Annotated in this window: 15 protein-coding genes and 1 pseudogene; 5 read left to right on the top strand and 11 right to left on the bottom strand. The window is 62.2% G+C overall.

Annotated elements, in window-relative coordinates; genetic code table 11:
• A pseudogene (locus EQV97_RS28425) lies at positions 1–718 on the top strand (DUF2875 family protein); the annotation flags it as partial.
• A gap of 91 nt (positions 719–809) precedes the next feature.
• On the opposite strand, the gene EQV97_RS28420 reads toward EQV97_RS28425, so the two are convergent.
• The 4 genes from EQV97_RS28420 to EQV97_RS28405 all read right to left on the bottom strand — a co-directional run bounded on the left by EQV97_RS28420 (position 810) and on the right by EQV97_RS28405 (position 5,602).
• Positions 810–1,451 carry a glycine zipper domain-containing protein gene (locus EQV97_RS28420; protein WP_240890527.1) on the bottom strand — a complete coding sequence of 214 codons (642 nt, stop codon included), beginning with the start codon at positions 1,449–1,451 and terminating at the stop codon, positions 810–812.
• Positions 1,452–1,483: 32 nt separating this feature from the next.
• On the bottom strand, positions 1,484–3,133 hold the full coding sequence (locus EQV97_RS28415) for a hypothetical protein (RefSeq protein ID WP_240890526.1): 1,650 nt from the start codon (positions 3,131–3,133) through the stop codon (positions 1,484–1,486).
• Positions 3,130–3,972, bottom strand: coding sequence for a hypothetical protein (locus EQV97_RS28410; protein WP_240890525.1), 843 nt, complete (start codon positions 3,970–3,972; stop codon positions 3,130–3,132). The genes EQV97_RS28415 and EQV97_RS28410 overlap by 4 nt, the downstream gene beginning before the upstream one ends.
• Before the next feature lie 406 nt (positions 3,973–4,378).
• On the bottom strand, positions 4,379–5,602 hold the full coding sequence (locus EQV97_RS28405) for an OprD family porin (protein WP_240890524.1): 1,224 nt from the start codon (positions 5,600–5,602) through the stop codon (positions 4,379–4,381).
• Positions 5,603–5,829: 227 nt separating this feature from the next.
• Between EQV97_RS28405 and EQV97_RS28400 the strand changes: the two genes are divergently transcribed.
• From EQV97_RS28400 to EQV97_RS28390, 3 genes are all read left to right on the top strand, one after another.
• On the top strand, positions 5,830–6,735 hold the full coding sequence (locus tag EQV97_RS28400; protein WP_240890523.1) for a LysR substrate-binding domain-containing protein: 906 nt from the start codon (positions 5,830–5,832) through the stop codon (positions 6,733–6,735).
• Between the two features lie 136 nt (positions 6,736–6,871).
• Positions 6,872–8,320, top strand: coding sequence for an AbgT family transporter (locus EQV97_RS28395; RefSeq protein ID WP_240890522.1), 1,449 nt, complete (start codon positions 6,872–6,874; stop codon positions 8,318–8,320).
• Positions 8,321–8,408: 88 nt separating this feature from the next.
• Complete coding sequence (locus EQV97_RS28390; protein WP_240890529.1) at positions 8,409–10,238, top strand: CocE/NonD family hydrolase; 1,830 nt, start codon at positions 8,409–8,411, stop codon at positions 10,236–10,238.
• A 96-nt stretch (positions 10,239–10,334) separates the two neighbouring features.
• Here the strand turns inward: EQV97_RS28390 and EQV97_RS28385 are convergent, their stop codons facing one another.
• Entirely contained in the window at positions 10,335–11,171 is an 837-nt protein-coding gene (locus EQV97_RS28385; protein WP_240890521.1) for a phosphatase PAP2 family protein, read from the bottom strand.
• Positions 11,168–11,839, bottom strand: coding sequence for a histidine phosphatase family protein (locus tag EQV97_RS28380; RefSeq protein ID WP_240890520.1), 672 nt, complete (start codon positions 11,837–11,839; stop codon positions 11,168–11,170). The genes EQV97_RS28385 and EQV97_RS28380 overlap by 4 nt, the downstream gene beginning before the upstream one ends.
• A gap of 320 nt (positions 11,840–12,159) precedes the next feature.
• On the opposite strand from EQV97_RS28380, the gene EQV97_RS28375 reads away from it, so the two are divergent.
• Positions 12,160–14,079 (top strand): methyl-accepting chemotaxis protein, encoded by a 1,920-nt coding sequence (locus tag EQV97_RS28375; RefSeq protein ID WP_240890519.1) that lies wholly within the window; start codon positions 12,160–12,162, stop codon positions 14,077–14,079.
• Positions 14,080–14,220: 141 nt separating this feature from the next.
• Here EQV97_RS28375 and EQV97_RS28370 read toward each other — a convergent pair whose 3' ends face one another.
• From EQV97_RS28370 to EQV97_RS28350, 5 genes are all read right to left on the bottom strand, one after another.
• On the bottom strand, positions 14,221–15,594 hold the full coding sequence (locus EQV97_RS28370; RefSeq protein ID WP_240890518.1) for a DUF1329 domain-containing protein: 1,374 nt from the start codon (positions 15,592–15,594) through the stop codon (positions 14,221–14,223).
• A 157-nt stretch (positions 15,595–15,751) separates the two neighbouring features.
• Positions 15,752–17,707: a DUF1302 domain-containing protein gene (locus EQV97_RS28365; RefSeq protein ID WP_240890517.1), complete on the bottom strand. Its 1,956-nt coding sequence runs from the start codon at positions 17,705–17,707 to the stop codon at positions 15,752–15,754.
• Between the two features lie 60 nt (positions 17,708–17,767).
• Entirely contained in the window at positions 17,768–19,057 is a 1,290-nt protein-coding gene (locus tag EQV97_RS28360; protein ID WP_240890516.1) for a phospholipase, read from the bottom strand.
• A gap of 117 nt (positions 19,058–19,174) precedes the next feature.
• A complete protein-coding gene (locus EQV97_RS28355) occupies positions 19,175–20,743 on the bottom strand; it encodes an FGGY-family carbohydrate kinase (RefSeq protein WP_122839957.1) in 1,569 nt (522 codons plus the stop codon).
• 66 nt (positions 20,744–20,809) lie between these two features.
• Positions 20,810–22,393, bottom strand: a complete 1,584-nt coding sequence (locus EQV97_RS28350) for a glycerol-3-phosphate dehydrogenase/oxidase (protein WP_240890515.1) — start codon at positions 22,391–22,393, stop codon at positions 20,810–20,812.
• Positions 22,394–22,397 lie beyond the last annotated feature (4 nt).

Raw genomic sequence — 22,397 nt, 5'->3', positions numbered from 1 at the left:
CCGTGAGTTTCGAGCCGTTTACGAAGAGGCGGAGCGGGCAAAAGGGTTCGAAAAACCTTATGCCCCTGGCACCATGTCCACTGCCTACTGGCAATCCCAACTCCCCACGCTTTGGCAAACGTTTCCTAACCGAGGAGCAAGCTATTTCAAACCCACCCCATGGCTGCCCATCCGCTGGACCCATCACCAGCTCAAAGAGTTCGACGCCGCGCCGGTGCTGGGTTACTTGCATCGGCCGATCAAGGTCTCGATGCAGGACGAACACGGCAAGCGGCTTAAACCGGCGTTGCAGGCCAAGGCCTTGCAGGCTGGCTGGTTAGAGGCCCTGGAGACGTTGCCCAAAGGGCAGCAGCCGGTCCGAGTGTTTTACGATTCCACCGATAACGTGACCGCAGAAATTGCCCTGAACATTGCCTTGCTCGGCCTGAATACCGACGGCCATGGCATTGATTTGGGCAATGTCGATGAGGGGTACGACATCGGGCGGCGTCTGGGTAATACCGGCGTCAGTGGGGCTCTGGTCGAAATCAACCTGGCGACCATGGCCAGCTACCACGACGGCGGTGCCAGCGCGGTGGTCTACGCCGGCCAGGACGGCAGCTTGACGGTGCAAATGATCCGGCCACCGGACGAGACGCGCAGAGAGAGAAACCGCGAGAACCGTGGAGCCGATCCCTTCAAGTACGGCTCCCCTAGCCGCGGTGCTCCCGGAACATGAGGCATCTCATGCGCCTGGGTTAACGGCACCCGCGACGGCAGCAGTGTGGTTTCTTGCCTATGGGTTGGTCATTGTCCAGCCTGAAACAGGTTTACACCTGGGCGCTCGGCATCACCTGGATCGCCGATTGGGTGCCGCGTGTCAGCTCGCGGTACTCGTAGGTCACCTTGTCTGGCGCGACCTTTCCGGTGTAACCCTTCTTGATGTTGGCGACGATGTAGTTGAAGTCGCTCTTGCTGCGGGTGGTGACCACAATGTTGGCCTTGCTGCTGGCGCTGGACACGTAGTTACCCACTTGCGACAGCGGCTGCTTGAGGCGATTGTCGCGCTTTTTCACCAGGGCCTGCGGCACGTTGACCTGCATCGAGTCCATGCTTTCGACACTGGCGGCCCCGACGTCATTGCGCTTGTCCGCGGGTACCGCTTCCTGGCGGGTTGTCAGCTGCACAACCGCGACATCACTCGACTGGCGCTCGATGGCCGCCTTGGCCTGACGGGCGTTTTCCAGGTCCTTCTGACGACCCACGTAATAACCTGTCGGCGCGCCCAGGGCCGCGCCAATGGCGCAACCGGTGCCAGGGTTGCCACCCGTCCCGGCGGCAATCGCGGCACCGCCAATGCAACCGAGCACACCGCCGACCGCCGTGCTGCCTACGAGCGAGTTCTGGCAACCACTTAACAACAAACCGGTACAGGCGAGCAACAGGGTGGATACAGCAAGCGCACGCGACAAGGGCGACTCCTTTCGAGACTGGATATGAGCATTCATTGAGGCTGATAACCGTAGGTCAAGCCCCCGAGCAGGTGCAGGCGCACCCGTTCGTTGAGCGGGTAAAACACCGGCTGGACCTGGGCCGTCCACTGCACACTGTGGGCAATGATCCAGCCCATGGGCCCAAGTGTGGAGCCGTTCTGCTGCTTGAGGTCGAGAAACAGCCGCTGCTCGGTCACCTTGTTGGTCCAGAGCATCGGCACCGTCAGCACCACCAGCGCATAACCGACAAAGGCGGCCGCGTAGAGCCTTGGCGGGACGTAACACAGCGCCCGGGTGAAAAAGCCGAGGCACTTGAAGATGTGGGTGAAGGCGCCGAGCAGGGAAAACAACAGGGCGATCATCGGCACAATCAGCGCTCGGTAGCTGTCACGACCGATCTGCGCCTTTTCGCCTCTGTCGCGGTAGTTTTGCGGGTCGACCAAGCGATCTTCGATCAGTTGCCTGGCATCGAAGCTGATGGTCGGCCGGTACACGGTTTGCTCGAAGTCGCTGGGCGACAGGTCGGGTTGTAAGGTGATCGAATACGGCAAGTGCAACGCGTCGCGCCACTTGTTCTGGATCGGCAGCTGCGCAAAAAACTGCCCGCGCGGCAAGCCCGGCTCGATCCAGCGGCCGACCGACTCCAACCCGGCGGCATAGGCGCTACGGGCATCCAGTTGCACGCGCCGGGCCACGGCCCGATTGAAGCCCGCACGGTCGTTGGGGCGCCAATCGTCGGCCACCGCGATGCCCTTCTCGCGTAGCGACTGACGGACCGTGTTGGCATGGCGGTTCGGTACATTGTTGGGGGTCAGGCGGCGGTTGCGTTGCTTGAGGCTCTGCACGTAATCGTTCCAGGCCTGCTGCTGGTGCCGGGCGATGGACGCCGCGCTGATTGCCTCCAGGTAGCGCCGGCTGCCCTGCTGGTACTGGCGAAAGCTGTCATCCAGCTCGGCGAGGGACTCCTGGTAGCGGCGATAATTAACCTCGGCATCGCCGCGCACGGTTTCGGCGAACAACTCGAAGAACGGCTGCGCCTGCGGCTTGATGCTCTCCGTCAGGTGATCCTTCGACAGCAGCATAATGGGGAGCGTCGCCAGCAGGGTCTTGCCCTCGGGGCGCTGCAAATCCTCGGTCGTGAGGTCCAGACCCGTCAGGCCAAAATCCTGGTGCACCATCAAGTACGTCATCGGCACGCCCAAGGCCGCACGCGCGCGCTCATCGGGCGTCGAGCGATCCACCAGGTGATTGACCAGCGCCAACTGCGCAAAGTACGTAGTACCCACGCAGCCGACGATCACCAGGGCCGCCCAGATCGTCGTGCGAAGACGGCTCCAGCCCAGGCGCAAACTCTTCTTCAGCACCGTGCCCAATCCCAGCAGGGCCACCGCGGTGCCGGCGATCAAGCGTCCGTAGACCTCGATGGACTCCACTTGATGTTGATTGGCCAGGCCGCCGACTACGTCCAGCAAACGGGCGTTGAAGCCCATTTCGACCATCAGGTACAGCAGCGTCAGGCTTAGCATCACCAGGACCAGCACACGTTCCTGGCGCCGTGGCAGGGGGTTCTTGTCTTTGCGCAGCCAGTGCATCAACGCATTGGCCAGGGAGCGGCGCCGCGCACGGGGAACCAGTCGCTGGAGCAGTGTCAGGCTGGTCACGACTCGGTCTCCATCCTGGAGATCAGGTTGATCTCTACCCGGCGCCTGGGTGGCGTAGTGGCCTGGGCATGTTTGACGACCGCATCAGCCACCGGTTGCGGCAGCTGGGAAGGAATCGGCACCTTGGCCGGCGGTTTGGGCGCCGGCTTGGGTACTGGGGCAGGCACGCTCACCTTGGGGTTGGGCGCCGGCGGCGCGGAAGGCTCGGCGCGCGCAGTGGCCGCGGAGGTCGCTGCGGTAATAGGCACCGGCGCAGGCTTGGCAGTCACCGGTGGCCTGGGTGTGGGTGCGGCGGCAACCGCCGGCCGGGCCTTGGACAGGCCTTGCAGCAGCCCCGGCAGGTCGACCTTCATCGGCCCGCGGAAATTCTTGTCCTTCGAGGAATAGGTCCAGGCCTCGGAGCGTCGGTCATCCATCCGCATGGCGACGAAACTCTTGCCGTCCTCACTGCGCTGGAAAGCCAGCACGTCGTCACAGCCCCCCAGTCGATAAGGGCCCCAGACTGTCTTCCCGGAGATCACTATCAAGGCGGTTTGGGAGTCGCACCGGGCGGTGCGATAGCTCATCACCACCGCCGTGTCGCCGTCCAGCTCCATCGTGGTTTCGACGGTGCTTTCACGCCAGTCGTCCGGCAGTTGCACCTGCATCTTGCGCTCATGCAGGCTCAAGTACGCTTGGCCAGCGGGGGTTTCCATGTGACTGAAAGGCCCGGCCACCGAATTGAAGCGACCGATCACCTGGTCGGCCTGCACCCCGGCCGCGCTGCACAGGAGCACAAGCAACACACCGCAAGTAATTAGGCGCCCCAGTGTTCGCAGGGCTCTGATGGGTTTCAACATGGTCTTCCTTAACCGGGTACCTGGGCGTGCCGACATTCCGCTACGCGCCAGGATGCTAGCATAAAGCCACAAATTCGCGATAACCCGGCTTACCGGGCGGATGACCCAAGCCCCTTGCGTGAGCGCATCTGCGACGGGCGCTAAGCCTGCGAAAGCGTGGAGTCACTGCTAATTGATCCAGCCCAGGCCCTGAGGACGACTTCTGAACTTGATGAGCAGTGTGCAGTGCGGATGAATTTTTCTTCACCCCACTGCACGGCGGCAACCGGTACATTGGCCTCGCTCATTCAAGAAACTACGGTTTGCCCGCCCTCCCGCGGGCTTTTTTTTGTCTGCGGGAAAAAGATCGCAGCCTCGTTTCACTTGGCAGCTCTTGCAAGGGGCTGTTGGCAATCGTGTGATTGCATCACCACAACGCGATGTCGTAGGTCAGGTACAGGCGCCAATTATCGCGATCGCTGGCGTAAGTGGAGCGGTAAGTTGCCTTGCGCACCTCCATGCCCACGCCCTTGAAGGCGCTGTCCTGGATGACATATCGCAGGTTGGTGTCCGACTCCCATTCGCGGGCTTCGCGGCCTTTGTAATCGCCGTTCTCGCCCTTGTAGTAGCGGGTCATGAAGCTCAAGCCCGGAAGCACAGCGGCGAAGTCATAGTCGTAGCGCAGCATCCAGGTTTGCTCACCGCCCTGGATGAACTTTCCTACACCGGCATTGGTGAATGAGTAGACCGTCGAAACGCTGGTGTAAGGCAGCGCCGTGTCGCCGGTCACTTTCTGGTAACCCATGCCGATGGCCTGCGCTCCCAACTTGTAGGTAAACAGACCGCTGAACATGTCGGCGTCGACCGCGCCGTTGCGTGCCTCGCCCGCGTCGTTGCTGATGAAGTACCGCAGGTCGCTGGTCAGGCTGCCGCTGCCCACTGGCAGCTTGTGCACCAGGCCGAGGAATTGCTGGCGGTAGAACTCGCGCATTTCACCGTAGTACCAGGTGCCGCTAAGGTTTGGCGTGAATTTGTAACTGGCGCCGGCAAAATCGAAATCCGTGCCTTTATCACCCGCGTAGCCCTGGGGATAAATATCGACACTGTCCGACGAATTGCGCTGCTTGAATTTATCCAGGTGCCCGGTATGCAGATACAGATCGCGGATGCCCGTGTATTCGACCTGGGTGCCACGAAAGGTTTGCGGCAGCAGACGGCCGTCGTTGTAGACCAGCACCGGGATCTTGGGCAGCAGGTTGCCGGTTTTTACCACGGCATCGCCAATGCGCATCTTCGCTGTCACTCCCAGGCTGGAAAATCCGTCAGCCGCATGCCCGTCGTCATGCACCGGCAACAAGCCGGTACCGGCATGGGTGGGACTCGAGTCGAGCTTGAGGCCGGCCAGCCCCAGCGCGTCCAGGCCAAAGCCCACGGCGCCCTCGGTATAGCCTGATTGCAGGTTGAGAAGAAAGCCCTGGGCCCACTCCCGGCGGTCGTTTCCACCATCACGATAGTCATCGTTGAAGTAGTAATTGCGCAGGGTCAGTTTGCCTTGCGAATCCTCCAGGAACCCCTGAGCCAGCAGCTGCGGTGACCAGCTCGTCAGTAGTGCGACGGGCACAATTGCGCCTCTCGTGAACAGCTCACGCATAACCATTTCCTCGGTGCCGTATTGTCGATTTTATGGGCAGTAGCAAAGGTCCCGCTGACGGGATATGTGTCGATAATCTTGTGGTGTCGCGCTGGACTCAGCGGCGCATTGGGGCGGACACTAACGACTCATCCGCGCCTGCACAACGTTATGCGAGAAGCGCATCAGGCTATGCGCAAGCTCGTTTTTCGCCACCTCACGGCGGTTAAAACCAAGGGGATCCCCGCGTGAATCTCAAGCAACTCGAAGCCTTCAAGGCCATCATGTCCACCGGCTCGACCATCGGTGCCGCGACGCGGATGGGCCTGTCCCAATCGGCTGTCAGTCGCCTGCTCACGCAGCTGGAAGAGACCTTGGGCTTTGCCTTGTTCCTGCGCAAAAAGGGTCGTTTGATGGCGACCCCGGAAGCCGATGAACTGCTGGCTGAAGTGGCCGACCTGGTGGATGGCATGCAGCGTATCCAGCGGCTGGCCGACGAGCTTCGGGTCGGGCATTCGCGCAAGCGCCTGCTCAAGGTGGGCGTGCCGACCAGCATGACCCAGGAGCTGCTGCCGAAAATTGTTGCCGAGTTCCTCAAGGGGCACGAAGACATCGTGGTCGAGTTACTGACCGGCTCCTACGACATGATCGAACGGGCTGTGCTGGATCGTTCGGCCGATCTTGGATTTGTCCGCTTGCCCACCGAACTGGCGGATTTTGACATCGAGCCGGTGCTGGAAACGGAAGGGGTGTGCGTAATGCCGGCCGACCATCCACTGACCCGCCACGCGGTGATCGAGGTCCGGCATCTGCGCGATGTGCCGCTGGTCATGCTGGGCCGCCAACGGGCACTGCGCGCAGAGCTCAACCAGGTGTTTCGCGCGGTCAACCTGACGCCCCAGGTGCGGATCGAAGTGCACTCCGTCGGGGCCGCCTGCAGCTTCGTCGCCGAAGGCCTGGGGGTGTCCATCGTCAACGGATTACTGGCCAGCCACTTCGCTCATTTACCGATTGTCACCCGACCGTTTCGGCCTGCCCTGCCCTATGCATTCGGCCTCGCCTTCCGTCGCGACGAGCCACGACCGAGTGTCGTCAGTGCCTTCGCCGAACACCTCAAAAAGCGCCTGAGCGAGTCGTCCATCGCTGGCAAATAAGGACAAAACGCATAGCTCAACCCGCTTCACGCATAACGTTGTGGGCCTTGGATCTTTGGCCTAGTGTCCGCTCCAACAACAGCCGACACCAAAAACAATAACCGCGAGGGCGTCCCTGCCAGCCAGGGCAAGAATCATGAGCGAACCACAAATCACCATCACCCAGCCGACCGCCGCGCCCACGAAAGTGGATGCCGGCAATGCGAGCAAGCGCAAACCCATCAACCCGGCAATCATCCTGCTGAGCATCGTGTTGCTCGCGGTCGCCTTCACCTATGTCGTCAACTCAGGGACCTTCCAGCGCCAGAACGCGCTGGTAGTGCCGGGCTCTTATCAGGTTCTGGAGAAGAGCCACTCGCTGACCCAACTGTTTTCCATCGAACCGCGCAAGGCCACCGACAGCGTGGCCCGGCCGGTGTCGCTGGTCGAAGGATTCATGGCGATTCCGCAGGGCATCGAGAAGCGTGCGGCGCTGATTTTCATGGTGCTGTTCATCGGCGGCATGTTCGGTGTGCTGAACAAGGCCGGCGTGATCGATGCCGGGCTCGAACGCTTGCTCGGATTGACCCGCGGCAACATCTACGTGCTGGTGCCGATGCTGATGCTGGTGTTCTCGGCCGGCAGTACCTTCATGGGGCTGGCCAAGGAATTTATCCTGATCGTGCCGCTGATGGTCGCGATGGCCAATCGGCTCGGCTTGCCGAACCTGATCGGGCTGGCGATCGTCTGCATCTCGGTGAAGATCGGCTACCTGGCCTCCATCACCAACCCTGTAGCGCTCTCTGTCGCCCAGCCAATGGTTGGCTTGCCGATCTTCAGTGGCATGAGCATGCGGATCGCGGCTTATGCCCTGTTCCTCAGCGTCGGTATTGCGTTCGTGTTGTGGAGCATCCACAAGCAGGGCTTCGACGCCAGTGCGAAAATCAGCTTCGAACAAAAACCGCTGCAGATGCGTCATTTGCTGAACCTTTTGGTGTTGGGCTGCGGCATCGCCTTCATGGTCTTTGCCTCCACCCGGTGGCAGTGGAAATACCACGAACTGTCCGCGTTCTATCTGGCGCTGAGCATCGCCTTCGCCGGCATCGCCGGGTTGGGTGCAAGTGCTACGGCGAGCGCGTTCGTCGACGGCATGAAGAAGGTGTTGATTGCCGGCGTGCTGATCGGCCTGGCAACGGCGGTTGAAATCATCCTCACCACCGGGCAGGTACTGGACACCATCGTCAATGGCCTGGCGAGTGTGGTGAGTGATCATGGCCCGGTCGTTTCGGCCTATGCCATGTTCTTCTCGCAACTGGGGCTGGATGTGTTGATCCCTTCGACGTCCGGCCAAGCCGCCGTGACCATGCCGATCTTCGGCCCGCTTGGCCAGCTTTCCGGCGTCAGCCCGCAAACCACCGTGTATGCGTTCCTGCTGGGCAATGGCTTGACCAACATGATCACCCCGACCTCCAGTGGCCTGCTGGTATTGCTGGCGACCGCGCAAGTCGGTTGGGGCCAATGGGCTCGCTACATCCTGCCGCTGTTTCTCATCTACATGGTGCTCGCGATGATCCTCCTGGCCATCGCAGTGACTACCGGTTACTGACTGTTCACGGCGCTTGCGGTGATGCCGCAGGCGCCAGCGTCGACAAGGTTCTGATATGAATTCCCTTTCTGAAAAAGCTCAACCGGCCATGCATATCCTGCGCGACCAGTCAGTCCCCATGCGCGATGGCGTGCACCTGGCCACCGACGTCTATCTGCCGATAAACGCCGCAGGTCCATGGCCGGTCGTTATCGAACGCACGCCTTATGACAAAAGCAAACCCTCGCGCTCGGAGAAGCAGCTCGACGGCCAGCACATCTCCCGCGAGGCCATGGCTGCACGGTTTACCGAGCAAGGGTTTGTGGCGATCTTTCAGGATTGTCGCGGGCGTTATGCCTCTGAAGGGGTGTTCACCAAGTACACGGCGGAAGGCGAAGACGGTTTCGACACGCTCGCCTGGATCGTCGAGCAACCCTGGTGCAACGGTAAAGTCGGCAGCATGGGGTTGTCGTATGCAGCCCACACGCAGCTGGCGATGGCCTGCCTGCATCCGCCGGGGCTGAGCAGCATGGTCCTGGACTCGGGGGGGTTTTCCAACGCTTTCCAGTGCGGCATTCGTCAGGGGGGCGCGTTCGAACTCAAGCAGGCCACCTGGGCCTGGCGCCAGGCCAAGGAAAGCCCGGCAGCGCTTGCCGACTCGCAGATTCGCGAAGCCCTGGAGCAGGAAGATATCCATCAATGGTTTGCCCGCATGCCGTGGCAGCCCGGCGAGTCGCCGATCCGCCACGTGCCGGAATACGAGGCGTACCTGCTTGAGCAATGGGCCCAGGGCAGCTTCAGTGATTACTGGCGCAAGCCGGGGATTTACGCCGAGGGTCATTACGCTGACTTGCCGGATATCCCGGTGCTGTTCATGTCGAGTTGGTATGACGCCTATGTCAGTTCGACGCTCGCCAACTACAGCGCATTCCAACGCCACAATAGTGCGCCACAGCATTTGATCATGGGGCCCTGGCTGCATGGTGACCGCAACATCAGTCACAGCGGCGATGTCGAGTTTGGTGCGGCGGCGAACTTCGACGGGCAGGTAGCCGAGGACTGGCTGACGTGCCGGCTGCAATGGTTCGAGCGCTCGCTCAAGGACACTCCACCGCTGGCGCCAGCGTCGGCCCCGGTGAAAGTGTTCCTGATGGGTGGCGGCGACGGTACGGCTGATGCAAGCGGCCGCCTGCGACATGGCGGGCGCTGGCTGCATGGGCAGCAGTGGCCGCTGCCTGGCAGTGAGACCATGAATTTATATCTGCACCACGACCGGTGCCTGAGTGCCACGCCACCACGCGTGGATGAGGCGAAGCTGAGCTATCGCGCCGACCCCGACCACCCCGTCCCCACCGTCGGCGGCGCGATCACCTCCGGCGCCCCGGTGTTTGTCGGTGGTGCGTTCGATCAACGGGAGCGGGCGGATTTTTTTGGCGCCCGTGGCAACAATCAGCCCCTGGCAGAGCGGGCGGACGTGCTGAGCTTTCAAACCCCGCCATTGACCGAAGACCTGATCGTCGCGGGCCCTCTGCAGATAGAACTGTGGATCGACAGCGACGCGCCCGACACTGACTTCACCGCCAAACTGGTAGATGTCTATCCACCAAGCGCCGACTTCCCTCAGGGCTACGCGATGAATATCACCGACGGCATCCGCCGCTGCCGTTATCGGGACTCGTGGGAAACCCCGCAACCACTGACACCGGGCAAGCGGGTCAAAGTGGTCATCGAACCGTTCGCGACCTGCAACCTGTTCAAGCGCGGCCATCGATTGCGCCTGGACATTGCCAGCAGCAACTTTCCGCACTTCGACGTCAACCCCAACAGCGGCGAACCCGAAGGCCAGGCCCATCACAAACAAATCGCCACCAATACCGTGCATATGAGCAAGGACTTTGCCTCGCGCCTGGTGCTGACGGTTCTCCCGGCGGGCGTGTAGGAGACGGCTTGCTGGCGATCATCGCGACGCGGTGTGCCAGGCTGGACGCCATCGCCGGCAAGCCGGCTCCCACAAGTGTGCATCGTCGCTTGAAGATCAGTGTGGGAGCGAGCCTGCTCGCGATAGCGCCCCATCAGTGGCTCGCAATGGCGCCTGCGCCACGGGGGCTTCCAGCCGCGCGCGACCGTAGAACGCCAGCGCCGTCAGCAGGCAGGCCAGCCACACGAAGATCCCGGCCCAGAAGGTGTGGGACATGTAGTGCCACCCTTGCAGGACTCGGGTGGTGCCGTACACGAAACCCAGCGCCAGCGAGCCGTACATCAGCGCCTTGGAGTAGCGCCAGCGATAACGACGCGCCACGAAGTACAGCGCCAGCATGGTGAAACCACCCGAGGCATGCCCGCCTGGCCAGCAGCGCCCGTCACCCGCGACTTTGAGCAGGTCGAAGTTCTGGTACCACTCCTTGTGCTCGATCTTGCCGCCGTACTGGGTGGTTTCAATCGGGCAGTACACGCTGGTGTGACCCTTGAGGTAGTGGATGACGCCGGTGCTGATGGAAAACGCGAACACCACGTACAGGAAATCCCGACGGTGCCTGGTGGCAAATCGCAGCACCGGGGCCAGCTTGATTTTCTCCATGAAGCGGATGAGCTTCGCATGCTTTTCAGCCTTCAGGCGCGGCCATAAAAAGGACAGCAAGGCGCCTATGATTGCGATTTCACCGGTCCAGTTGGGGATGATGCGCGCCCATTTATGGGTGATTTTTTCGAACAGGTGGACATGGTCCAACGGGAAGGTCTGGCTGACCGGGTCATAAAAAAGATCATTGAAGGCGATGTCGATTCGGGTCAGGTCGAACAGCAGGAACACCGCGACTGCGAGGGCCAGGGGGATACCGAAATTGAAGGCATGGAAGCGCATGGATCGGCTCATTGGGTGGTCACCGAGCGCCAGTCGGACGCTTCAACGAAACCCAGCATGCGCGGGACGGTAAAGGCTTGGGCAGAGATGAACAGCGACGCGCCGTAACCGAGGGTCGAGACGGGCAGCTTGAGGTCTTTTTCCAGCTGCGCCATGCACTCGCTGTGGGTGACCAGAATCAGGTTGCGGCCCGGTACTTTGTGCATCAATGCATCCTGCAGCATGGTGCCCCGGCAATTGATCAACCACTCTTCGCCGGCGCCCACCTGGTTGAACATGTACCCGGCCGTCTGCGCAGTGCGCAGCATCGGGCTGTTATAGACGTCCGCCTTGTCGAGACCCAACTGCCCGAACTGCGCGCCGACGCCCACCGCGACACTGCGCGAGCGCGCGGTGATGCCGTCGTCGCCACTCAGGCACGCGGCGCTGGAGTGATCGCAACGCTCGACATGGCGCACCAGGACGATCATGTCGCCCTTGGCCCAGCCATCGAGCAATGCCCGGGCGCCAGCAGTATTGCCATGGGCCAGGTCAGGTACGGCGGCGGGTGCCAACAGCCAGAGGGTCAACGGAATCACCAGCAGGGCAGACGCCAGGACCACGAGCGTATTTCGATAACGGGTCAGCCAGCTCAGATCAATGGAGCGCTTTATGCCCAACAGACTCAGTCTTAATTCCACATCTGGCCGCCTCCCCGGCATGCATCATCTTCATTTGATGCCGCGAAGTTAGAGAGTGGGACGTTGGCAGGGGGTGAAACGGTTGTGAAAAAAAGCTTAGAACAGGTCGCAGCCTCGTTTCACTCGCCAGCTCCTACAGCAGGGGCGCGGCGGGCTCCCTCGCAGGAGCTGCCGAGTGAAACGAGGCTGCGATCTTTTGACCTTCAGTTACCAGGCCAGCTGCCGATACCCACCTGCTACCCATTTTTGCTGGCTCTCAAAAACAACAATCTTCCAGCCTAACGACGATCAAGAAACACAACGTTCCTGGAGGAATTGTGATGAATAGCTGGTTCGGCAACATCAGCGTGAACCTTAAACTGGGCCTGGGATTTGGCCTGGTCCTGGCACTGACCTGTGTCCTCGCCCTGACCGGCTGGACAAGCCTGGGCGGGTTGATTGACCGCAGCAACTGGATGAGCGACATCACCCAGCTCAACTCGGGCCTGACCAAGCTGCGAGTGGTGCGCCTGCAATACATGCTGACCAACGGCGACGAAACCGCCGCGCAGAATGTGCAGACCACCCTCGACGCGTTTTCCGCCCAGCAACAAGCGTTGCTGGTGAAATTCAAGAGCCCGGAAAACCTCAAGCTGCTGCGCGAGCAAGGCGCTCAGATCGACGCCTACAAAACGTCCCTGAACAAGATGCGCAGTGCCTACCGCTCCGGCAACAGCGCGCGCGACGCCATGGGCGCCAACGCCGAAATCGCCAATTCGCTGATCAATGCCATCAACACGCGCGTGCAGCAAATGCCGCCCGGCGACCAGCGCTTTGAACAGTTCCAGGCCATCACTGCAGCCACGGAAGCCTTCCTGCTGGCCCGCTACGAAGTGCGCGGCTACACCGCCACCACCAATGCCGAGACCGAACAAAAAGCGCTCGGCCAACTGGACGCCGCGATTGCCAGCCTGACACCGCTCAACGTGCATTTCGCCGAGACTCAGCTCGACGCATTGCGTCAGCTGGAAATCGCGCTGGGCAACTACCGCAGTGCGTTGCAGGCTTACAAGAATGCCAGCAGTGAGGCGGTTCAGGCGCGCAAGGAAATGACCGACGAAGGCGCGGCCATCGTGTCCCTGAGCGATCAGCTGTATCAAATCCAGCTCGACCGCCGTGACGTCGAAAGCGCACAGGCGCGCACCCTGCAATTGATCAGCACCCTGCTGGCGCTGCTGGTGGGCATCATTGCCGCCGTGCTCATTACCCGGCAGATTACCGGCCCGCTGCGGGAAACCCTGGCGGTGGTCGAGCGTATCGCCGGAGGCGACCTGTCCCAAGACATCAAGGTCACTCGCCGCGATGAACTGGGGGTGTTGCAACAAGGCATCGCGCGCATGGGCGTGACCCTGCGTGAACTGATCAGCGGCATCCGCGACGGCGTCGCACAGATTGCCAGCGCCGCTGAAGAGCTGTCTGCCGTCACCGAGCAAACCAGCGCCGGCGTCAACAGCCAGAAGGTCGAGACCGATCAGGTGGCCACCGCCATGCACGAGATGACCGCGACTGTGCAGGAGGTGGCGCGCAATGCCGAACAGGCCTCGCAAGCGGCCGCCGCCGCTGATGGCGAAGCGCGTGCAGGCGACAAGGTGGTCAACGAAGCCATTGCGCAGATCGAACGCCTGGCCAGCGAAGTGGCGCGTTCCACCGAAGCCATGAGTGTGCTGCAACAGGAAAGCGACAAGATCGGCAGCGTCATGGACGTGATCAAGGCCGTCGCCGAGCAGACCAATCTGCTGGCCCTCAATGCAGCGATTGAAGCCGCTCGCGCCGGTGAAGCCGGTCGTGGCTTTGCCGTGGTTGCCGATGAAGTTCGCGGGCTGGCCCAGCGCACGCAGAAATCCACCGAGGAGATCGAAGGCCTGGTCGCCGGTTTGCAGAACGGCACCCAGCAGGTATCGACGGTGATGAACAACAGCCGCACCCTGACCGACAGCAGTGTCGCCCTGACCCGCAAGGCTGGCCTGTCCCTGGAGAACATCACCCGCACGGTGTCGAACATCCAGTCGATGAACCAGCAGATCGCCGCCGCGGCCGAACAGCAAAGCGCCGTGGCCGAAGAGATCAGCCGCAGCATCATCAACGTGCGCGACGTGTCGGAACAGACCGCCGCAGCCAGCGACGAGACGGCCAAGTCCAGTGTCGAACTGGCGCGCCTGGGTGGTCAGTTGCAGATGATGGTGAGCCACTTCCGCGTTTGATCACGCGATTGGGGTCAATGGAAGATCGTTTCGCCAAGCACCGCCGCTCCCACAAGGTGTACGTCGTTCACAAGCTCAATGAACGACACCTATCCCTGTGGGAACTTGGCTTCGGCAAATGGCAGCTTGGCGCCGTATCCCTTACCGCGTCCCACGCTGGCGCAATGCCGATGGCATGAAATAGGCGTCTTCGGGGATTGGCTGGGAGAAGTCCACGGTCTGCGGTTCTTCGTTATCCAGGTTCTGCACGTAGTAACGGCGCGCCTGCAGGTCGTGGAACACGTCCAGGGCGCTCCAGGTGGTGGGCAGGTCGTAGAAGTTCTTCAGGTAGCCCATCGACACCCGCCACAACTCACCTCGCCCGTCGTACTGATCCACCAGCGCCGCGCCCCAGCTGTCTTCATCGAGGAACAGCACTCGTTTGGAGTAGATGTGCCGCGAGCCGGGTTTGAGCGTGCCTTCCACGACCCACACCCGGTGCAGTTCGTAGCGGGTGTATTGCGGGTTGAGGTGGCCGGGGGTAAGCAGGTCGGCGTACTTCACCTGCGGGCTGCCGACCTGGTAGCTGTTGTAGGGAATGTAGATCTCCTGCTTGCCCTTGAGCTTCCAGTCGTAGCGGTCCGGGGAGCCGTTGAACAGGTCGGTGTCGTCGGCTGTGCGCAGGCCGTCCGACGAGGCAATCGGCGTGTCGTAAGCCAGGTTCGGTGCCCGGCGCACACGGCGCTGGCCAGCGTCGTAGATCCAGGCCTGACGCGGGTCCTTGAGCTGGTCCAGGGTCTCGTGGATCAGCGCCGCACCCCCGGCCAGCCGGGCCGGGCTTTTGACGAAGGCCAGGTAGTAGAACAGGATATTTTTCAGGTCGGCGAACTGGCCGCCCGGGCGGTAGTAGTTGAACAGCCCTTCCTGTTGCGAGGTCACCAGGGCGAAGCTGCCATTACGCTGCACCGGCGCTTCGGAGGCGCGTCGGACTACGTAGATCCCGCGATAGCGGGTGATGTGGTTCCACAACGCTTCGACGCCATCCTTGGGCACCGGGAAGGGTACGCCGCCATAGGCATCGGCAAAGCCGCTACCGCCATCGAGCAGCTTCGCGCTGGTGGCGTTCTTGAACGTGTTGTCGTACAGCCACTGCGGCGCCGAGCCCGAGCGACGACTGGTGTACACCGGCATCTGGAAGGTGTCGGGGTAGCTGTTGAACAGCGCGATCTGACCTGCACTGAGGTGCGCCTTGTACTGGTCAAGGTTGGCCTTGGTGATGGTGAACAGTGGCTTGTCTGTTGCGTACGGGTCGGGGTGGTGCTGGCCCGGTTTGTAGCCCGCGGGTGGCTGGGTGATGCCGCCGTCCCAGGCCGGAATGGTGCCGGCGGCGTTGCCGGCGCGCTCGGCACCCAGAGGGGTCAGTGTGGTCTTGAGCTGCTGCGCTTGCTGGGGCGTGATGGCTGCCAGCGCGCTGCCGGCAGCCAGGCTCAGAAACACGGCCAGCGTAGTGTTGATCAGTCGTGACGTATGCAACATGGACATTCTCCAAAATAGGAATCCTGTGAGAGCAAGGCTTGCCCGCGATCAACGATGACGCCGTTGACCGGATGACCCGGCGGTCTTCATCGCGAGCAAACTTTGCTTCTACAGAGACGCGCTCCCACCATTGAGTGCGCTTACCTGAACCGGGCAATCACAGGAAGTACTTGAGGTTGAACCCGACGTTGTCACGGTCGCGGATACCGTTGTTCTGGCCACCGCCGTAGAACTCGGTGTACTGCAACTCGGCCTCGAACCTGTTCTGGTAGTTGGCCTTGATGCCCAGGGTGTAGGCCTTGCGCCCTTCGATGGTGTTGCCCGCCTGGTAGCTGTTGCCCTTGAAATCATCCTTGTAGACGGCATAGGGCGAGACGTTGACCCCGGCATACACATCGTTCCAGGTGCCGTTGACCATGGCGGTGTAGCTGTAGGAGTTGCGGTTGACCTGGTCGCCACGATCGCCGCCGGACACGTAGGAATAGTTGCCAGTACCGGCGTAGTAACGGGTGCTGCCGTCGTAGGCGGTGTATTGCAGGTTGCTGCCACGCAAGTGCTCGGACGCCAGTTCGAACACGCCGAACATCGAGTCGAACGACAGGCTCGGGCCGAAGTTGTAGATCGTCCCCAGGGAGGTGTTGAACGCTTCGACCCGCTCGCCGTTGTTGATCTGGCTGTCGAGCTGGACCATCTGCCCGCCGATATTGATCGTCTGCCCGGCGGCCGCCGCCGCAGCGCCGTTGGCCAGGTCGCCGATCAGGTCGTTGGTTGCGGCGACGCCGATCGGCAGGTTCGGCCGATAAGCCACTTCACCGAACACCGACGCCTGGCCCAGGGTGGTGTTGAAGCTGAAGCCATACATGCGAATGTCTTCGGCATAGCGCCGATGCGCCTGGATATTGCCCAGCACGTCGGCGGTCGCCAGGCCGTTGGCCAGTTGCCCGGCCTGGCTGCCGGCAACGCCGGCGAGCAGATTGGTCAGGGCATCCATGTCGATGCCCTGGTAACCACCGAGGTTGGCGGAGATGGTCGGCTCCTTGGCGTGATAGTTGACCATGTACAGCCCGAACTCGGTGCTGTTGAGCTGTTCGGCAATGTAGCGAAAGGCGAAGCCAAACTGCCCGTCGTTGCGGGCGTTGTAGTCCTTGCCCACCGACGCCACCTTCAGCGTATTGCCGAACGCCGGGGTCACGCCGTTGGCGTACAGGCCGGTGGTACCCAGCGCCTGGTTGAGCAACGGGTTATTGCCCAACGCGCTGTACAGGTCGATCACATTGCCGAAACCTGGCACCGGCGTATCCAGCGCAGTGCCGGTAAAATTGTTGTAGGCGGTATTGCCGCCATCGGCGAACAGGTCGGTCTGGGCGTAGAAGGTGCCGACCGGATCGATGCGGGTTTCCTTCCAGTTGGTCTGGTAAAAACTCTCCATGGTCAGGGTGTCGGTCAGGCCAATGTTGAAGCTGAGCGCCTCGACCGGGATCAGCACTTCCTTGACCTCGGCACCGGGCAAACGGTACTTGGCGGCGTCCACCGGATTGGTGGTGTTGATCCCGCCCCGATAGAAAATGCCCTCGCCCCAGTTGAACACCTGGCGCCCGAGGCGGCCCGTCACCGGCATCGATGCCACGTCCCAGTTGCCATACACGTAGGCGTCGAGCATCTCCACCCGGCTGCCGGCAATGTCGCGGGTCTGGTCAGTGAAGTGATCGTCCTGGGGATAACTCTGGCTCGGCTGCGAGGGACTGTTGTTGCGGTAGTAATCGTTGCGCTTGTCCATCAGCTGGGTGTCATAGAACGCGGTGCCGCGCACGAACACCCCGTAGTTCTGGTAGTTGGCCTCGAGCTCGGAAGTGATCTTGTACACCTCGGAAACCAGCCCGGTATCGAAGTTGCGGTTGCCGTCGTTGGTATTGACGTCATCGTTAGTCTTGTCCCGTCCCTGCACCCGCCACATACGGCCATAAGACAAGGTGCTGTCAAACGAGCCGGTGACCTGCTGGTCGAGCACACTGAATTCCACGGCCTGTACTGCGTCCGCCGCACACAGTTGCAGCAGCCCTGCCAGGCCTGCGCCGGTGATGCCGGCGCCAGACAGTTGTAAGCGCATCCTCATGGTCAGTTTCTCCTTCCCTGATTTTATTGTTGGGGTGTGCGGGCAACTTCGCCGCGAGGGTCAGGGCGCCAACCCAGCCCTGACATAAATCCGGCTGTGCGCGCCGAAATGCCCCAGCAACTGCAACAGTTGCCGGTTGAGTTGCGGGTGCTCGTAGTCTTCGCGCCTGACCTGATTACTGGCGCTGAAATCGCTGGTGGCCGGGGCGGTTGCCAGCCATTGTTCGATGGCTTCATCAAAGGCTGCGGACTCGGCGACGGCCTGGGCACTGACCACTTCACGCAGGTAGTCCACCGAGTACGGCGGGTAATCGGCGTCTTCAGCGAGCCTGGCGTATGCCGCGATCATCGGGTGCGGTTCTGCGGCTTTCAGCAGCCGACGCAGCCAGGCGGATTGATACTTCTCGACTTCCATGTGCCGGGTTGCGACGCGCTGGATGGCGGCGTGTTTGTCGCTGGCGAAACCCGCCAGTGCCTTGGCTTCCATCAGCAGCAAACTGGCCAGCCCGGCGCCGGGCAGTGGCTTGGCGTGATAGGGCTGGGTCAGGTCCTGAATGTGGTGCAGGCCCCAGCCAAGGAAGCGGTAACCCCAATACGAATGCCCCGTCGCAAAGGCCAGGCGCGCCAGTCCCATGTATTGGTAAGCGCGCCAGTGCGGCCAGCTGCGCTGCAGAAAACCGGCAGCGGCGTACACCACCGGGCTCTCATGGAAGAAGCCCATGTGGAAGGGAGCCTGGGAGCTGTATTGAAAACGTGAGTCGCCAAAAGGCTGCGGGCCGAAGCCGTAGCGCCCGCCGACCTCGCCAGGGTTGTCGCTGAACAGATTGATGTCGTGGCCATAGTCCGGTTCGTCGGCGGCGCTGGCCAGCACCGCCAGGGGCGGCAGTTTTTCGCCGGTCAGCACGTGGATAAAGCGCTGGCGATTCCAGGGCGAGAGAGTCTGCTCAACCATCACCTGGTGGGCCTTCAAGTGTTCGCGTTCGGGCAGGTCGCGTCCCGGCAGTGGCTGGATGACCATCGCCAGATGAATCTGCGGGTTGATGCGCAACGCGGTGAGGAAGGCGTGTTGCAGATTGTCCCCGGGTTCGGCGGGTAGTTTCAGGTCGTCGGGACGTGGCGGGTATTGGGCGAAATGCTGGCGGGCAAACTGCTCCTGCTCATCGAGCAATTGGGCCACTGCCGGGTATTGCCGGGCGAGGAACTGCTCCAGGGGCTCGACTTCCACCTGGGGCGCTTCGCGCAGGGCGGGCAACGCTTGCAACGCCAGGTAGCTGCCCACTGTGTGATTGGACCAGCCCCAGGCTGACGGGGCCGTGACACAGAACACCAGCAGGATAAATGGCAGCTTCATTGCTCGGATTTCTTATTGGATGTGCAGTAGGGATGAGCCTAACAACCACACCTGGCCGTGACACTGTCCGATCCGGCCGAAAAAGTTCTCCGATAGCGCCATGGGTTGCTCAACGCATCAAGCCGGGTAACCCGTGATCTCGCGAATGCTTTGGTACAACGGTTTTAACTGACGATACATGCGCAGGTACACCTCCTTGTACAGGCGCTCGTAGGTCTGATGCGCCTCGGCCTGGGGCATGAATACCGCGCCGACCCGGGTCATCGCCGCCGTTGCCGTGGCAAAGTCCGCGTGCAGTCCCAGCCCGACGGCGCAGCAAATGGCCGCGCCCAGACCAGAGGCCTCGTACACATGCGGACGCTCGGCAGGCAGGCCGAAAATGTCCGCCGTCAGCTGCATCGCCGCATCGCTCTGGGAACCTCCGCCGGCGATGCGCAAGCGCTTGATGGAAACCTTCGAGCGCTTCTCGATACTCTCCATGCCCTGGCGCAAGGCGTAAGCCAGGCCTTCGAGGATCGCCCGATAGATGTGCGCGCGGGTGTGCACGTCGCCGAAGCCAATCATCGCGCCTTTGGCTTCGACTCCCGGCTCGCGAATGCCGGGTGACCAGTAGGGTTGCAGCATCAACCCCATGGACCCCGCAGGCACGGCATTGACCAGGGCGTCGAACAGTTGCTCCGGCTCCACCCCCTGCTCCCTGGCCTGTTGCATTTCCCGCAGGCCGAACTCGTTCTTGAACCAGCTGACCATCCAGTAACCGCGGTAGATCATCACCTCGCAGTTGTAGTGGTCCGGAACGGCCGCCGGATAAGGCGGGATCAGCGGGACGATTTCCAGGTAGCGCGAACGGGTGCTGGTGATGGTCGCCGTGGTGCCGTAGGACAGGCATACCGTGCTGGAATCGACCACCCCGGCGCCCACCACCTCGCAAGCCTTGTCGGCACCGGCGGCAATCAGCGGCAGCCCTTCGGGAATGCCGGTGTGGTGGCTGGCAGTGGCGCTGATGTAGCCCAGGGTTTCGCCGGGCTTGAGCAGGCTGGGCAGTTGCTCGGGACGCACCGCCAGGGCCTGCCATTTCCAGTCGGAGGGCGCTGCCCAACGCAGGCGCTTGAAGTCGAAGGGCAGATAACCGACGCAGCCGCCGACCGAATCGACAAAGCGCCCGCACAGGCGATGGGTGAGAAAGCCCGAGAGCAGCAAAAACTTGTCGGTCGCTGCCCACACTTCAGGCTGATGACGAGCGACCCAGTTGGCTTCGGCCTGGGCGCGAAAATAGTCCACGGTGGCCTGGGCACCCACCAGTTTGAACAGCCAGCCCCAGGGTCCCTTGATGCCGCCTTCGACCTCGGTCTGGCGCTGGTCGAGCCAGAGGATCGCCGGGCGCAGCGCATTGCCCTGGGCGTCGACGTTGATCAGGGTGCCGCGCTGGGTAGTCAGGGAAACGCCGGCAATCTGGGTTCGATCAATCCCGGTCTGCGCCCACAGCAACTGGCAGGCCTCACCCAGTTTGGCCCAGTAATAATCCGGGTCCTGCTCGGCCCAGCCAGGCTGGGTGGAGTAGTAGGCTTGCAGTTCGACCTTGCCTTTGCCCAGCAGATTGCCCTGAAGATCGAACAGCAACGCCCGCACGCTTTGGGTTCCATTGTCGATGGCCAGCAGGTAACGCTTGTTCGGGTGGTTGTCCATGGAGCTCTCTTCAATGGGCATGAGGGCCTGCATATCTGCGGTTTTTTACGGTTCGTGCCGACTGGTTCATGGCAAGCCGTGCTGCCGCTGCCACAACGCCCGGTACCGCTGCTCCTCCTGCTGCCAACGGGCATCATCCCAGCCCAGCCGGGGCTGGCACAGTTGGCGGATGGCGGGCAAAAACGCCTCGCCGCCTGCGTGCAGCAACAGCCCCAGGCGGGTGCGACGCAACAGCAGGTCATCCAGGTGCAGGACCATTTCAGTGTCGCAGGCCAGCGCCAGTTCCGCCCACAAGGTATCAGTGGCGCCGACGGTGTCGTGGCCCAACTGCTCGAGCAGTTGCGCCAGTCGCGGCAGGGCTCGACCGTGACGCCCGGCCACCCGCCGCCACTGGTAGCTGCTGAGCCCCGGGATCACCAAAGGTGGCACGACGGCAAACACTGGCGCGCCGTCATCGTTCAACGTACGCCCGAGCATCGGTGCACAGGCCTTGAGCACTTCAATGGCCTGCGGGCGGAACGTGGTCAACTTGCCCCCCGCCAGCGTCACGCAACCGGGCTCTTGCCACAGCACATGCTCGCGGGTTTCGTTTGACGGTTTACCCTGCTGCTGGCCTGCAGCGCTGCCCACCACCGGGCGCACGCCGGACCAGGTCGACAGCACATCGCCAGCCACCACCGCGGCCTGGGGGAACTGCTGGGCGCAGGCGGCCAGCAGGTAGTCGAGCTCCTCGGTGCTGATGCTGGCGCTCAGGTCCAGGTCGTCGTGATGATCCAGGTCCGTGGTGCCCACGACGGTGGCGCCTTCCCACGGAAAAACAAACACCGGGCGGCGGTCGCCGTGATGCAGAAAAGTGAAGGCCTGCGCCACCGGCAAACGCCACCCTGGCAGCAACAGATGACTGCCACGCAACGGTCGCAATTGACGGGGATGTTCAGGCGGTCGCAGACGTTCAGCCCAGGCACCGGTCGCCACCGCCAAAACGCCACAGCGCAGTTGCAGCCCTGCCCCGCCTTCGCAGTCTTCAACCTGCACCCCGCACACCCGCCCGCCTTCACGCAGCAATTGGACGACTCGCAGGCCATTGAGCACAACCGCGCCGTCCGCACGTGCCTCGGCCAAGACACGCATCACCAGGCGGGCGTCGTCGGTCAGTGCATCAACAAAACCGGAGCCGCCCAGCAAATCGTTTTCCTTCACTCCCGGCGCCATGTACCGCAGCTGCTGCGCGTCATGAAAACGGTGATTGCGCCTCCCGGCCAACGCGTCATACACGGCCAACAACCCACCCATCACGCGGGGGCCAGGAAAGCCGCCGCGGTAGTGCGGCATCATGAAACTCATGGGCTCCACCAACCCTGGAGCTTCATCCAGCAGGCGCTGGCGCTCGCGCACTGAATCGCGGGTCAGGCGCCACTGGCCCTTGGCGATGTAACGCAAGCCGCCATGGACCATTTTCGAAGAACGACTGGAGGTGCCCCAGGCGAAGTCGCGCTGCTCCAGCAACAGGCAGCGCCAGCCACGACGGGCGGCCTCACGCACGATGCCGGCACCGCTGATACCGCCACCGATGACGATCAGGTCCCAGGCCTCATCCGCCAGGGTCGGCAGCGCGGCCTCTCGCCACGCGCCATTCCAGTCAGGGTTCATCGCC

The sequence above is a fragment of the Pseudomonas sp. TMW22090 genome (assembly GCF_022496665.1).
GTDB lineage: Bacteria > Pseudomonadota > Gammaproteobacteria > Pseudomonadales > Pseudomonadaceae > Aquipseudomonas > Aquipseudomonas gregormendelii.
Note: the sequence above shows the minus strand (reverse complement) of the source record. Positions and strands in the feature narration are given on the sequence as shown.

What these genes read in the sequence shown, in the direction of transcription:
- EQV97_RS28375 (WP_240890519.1), top strand. Translation starts at nt 12,160, where the DNA reads ATGAATAGCTGGTTCGGCAACATCAGCGTGAACCTTAAACTGGGCCTG.
- EQV97_RS28365 (WP_240890517.1), bottom strand. Translation starts at nt 17,707, where the DNA reads ATGAGGATGCGCTTACAACTGTCTGGCGCCGGCATCACCGGCGCAGGC.
- EQV97_RS28395 (WP_240890522.1), top strand. Translation starts at nt 6,872, where the DNA reads ATGAGCGAACCACAAATCACCATCACCCAGCCGACCGCCGCGCCCACG.
- EQV97_RS28350 (WP_240890515.1), bottom strand. Translation starts at nt 22,393, where the DNA reads ATGAACCCTGACTGGAATGGCGCGTGGCGAGAGGCCGCGCTGCCGACC.
- EQV97_RS28390 (WP_240890529.1), top strand. Translation starts at nt 8,409, where the DNA reads ATGCATATCCTGCGCGACCAGTCAGTCCCCATGCGCGATGGCGTGCAC.
- EQV97_RS28410 (WP_240890525.1), bottom strand. Translation starts at nt 3,972, where the DNA reads ATGTTGAAACCCATCAGAGCCCTGCGAACACTGGGGCGCCTAATTACT.
- EQV97_RS28355 (WP_122839957.1), bottom strand. Translation starts at nt 20,743, where the DNA reads ATGGACAACCACCCGAACAAGCGTTACCTGCTGGCCATCGACAATGGA.
- EQV97_RS28370 (WP_240890518.1), bottom strand. Translation starts at nt 15,594, where the DNA reads ATGTTGCATACGTCACGACTGATCAACACTACGCTGGCCGTGTTTCTG.
- EQV97_RS28385 (WP_240890521.1), bottom strand. Translation starts at nt 11,171, where the DNA reads ATGAGCCGATCCATGCGCTTCCATGCCTTCAATTTCGGTATCCCCCTG.
- EQV97_RS28360 (WP_240890516.1), bottom strand. Translation starts at nt 19,057, where the DNA reads ATGAAGCTGCCATTTATCCTGCTGGTGTTCTGTGTCACGGCCCCGTCA.
- EQV97_RS28405 (WP_240890524.1), bottom strand. Translation starts at nt 5,602, where the DNA reads ATGCGTGAGCTGTTCACGAGAGGCGCAATTGTGCCCGTCGCACTACTG.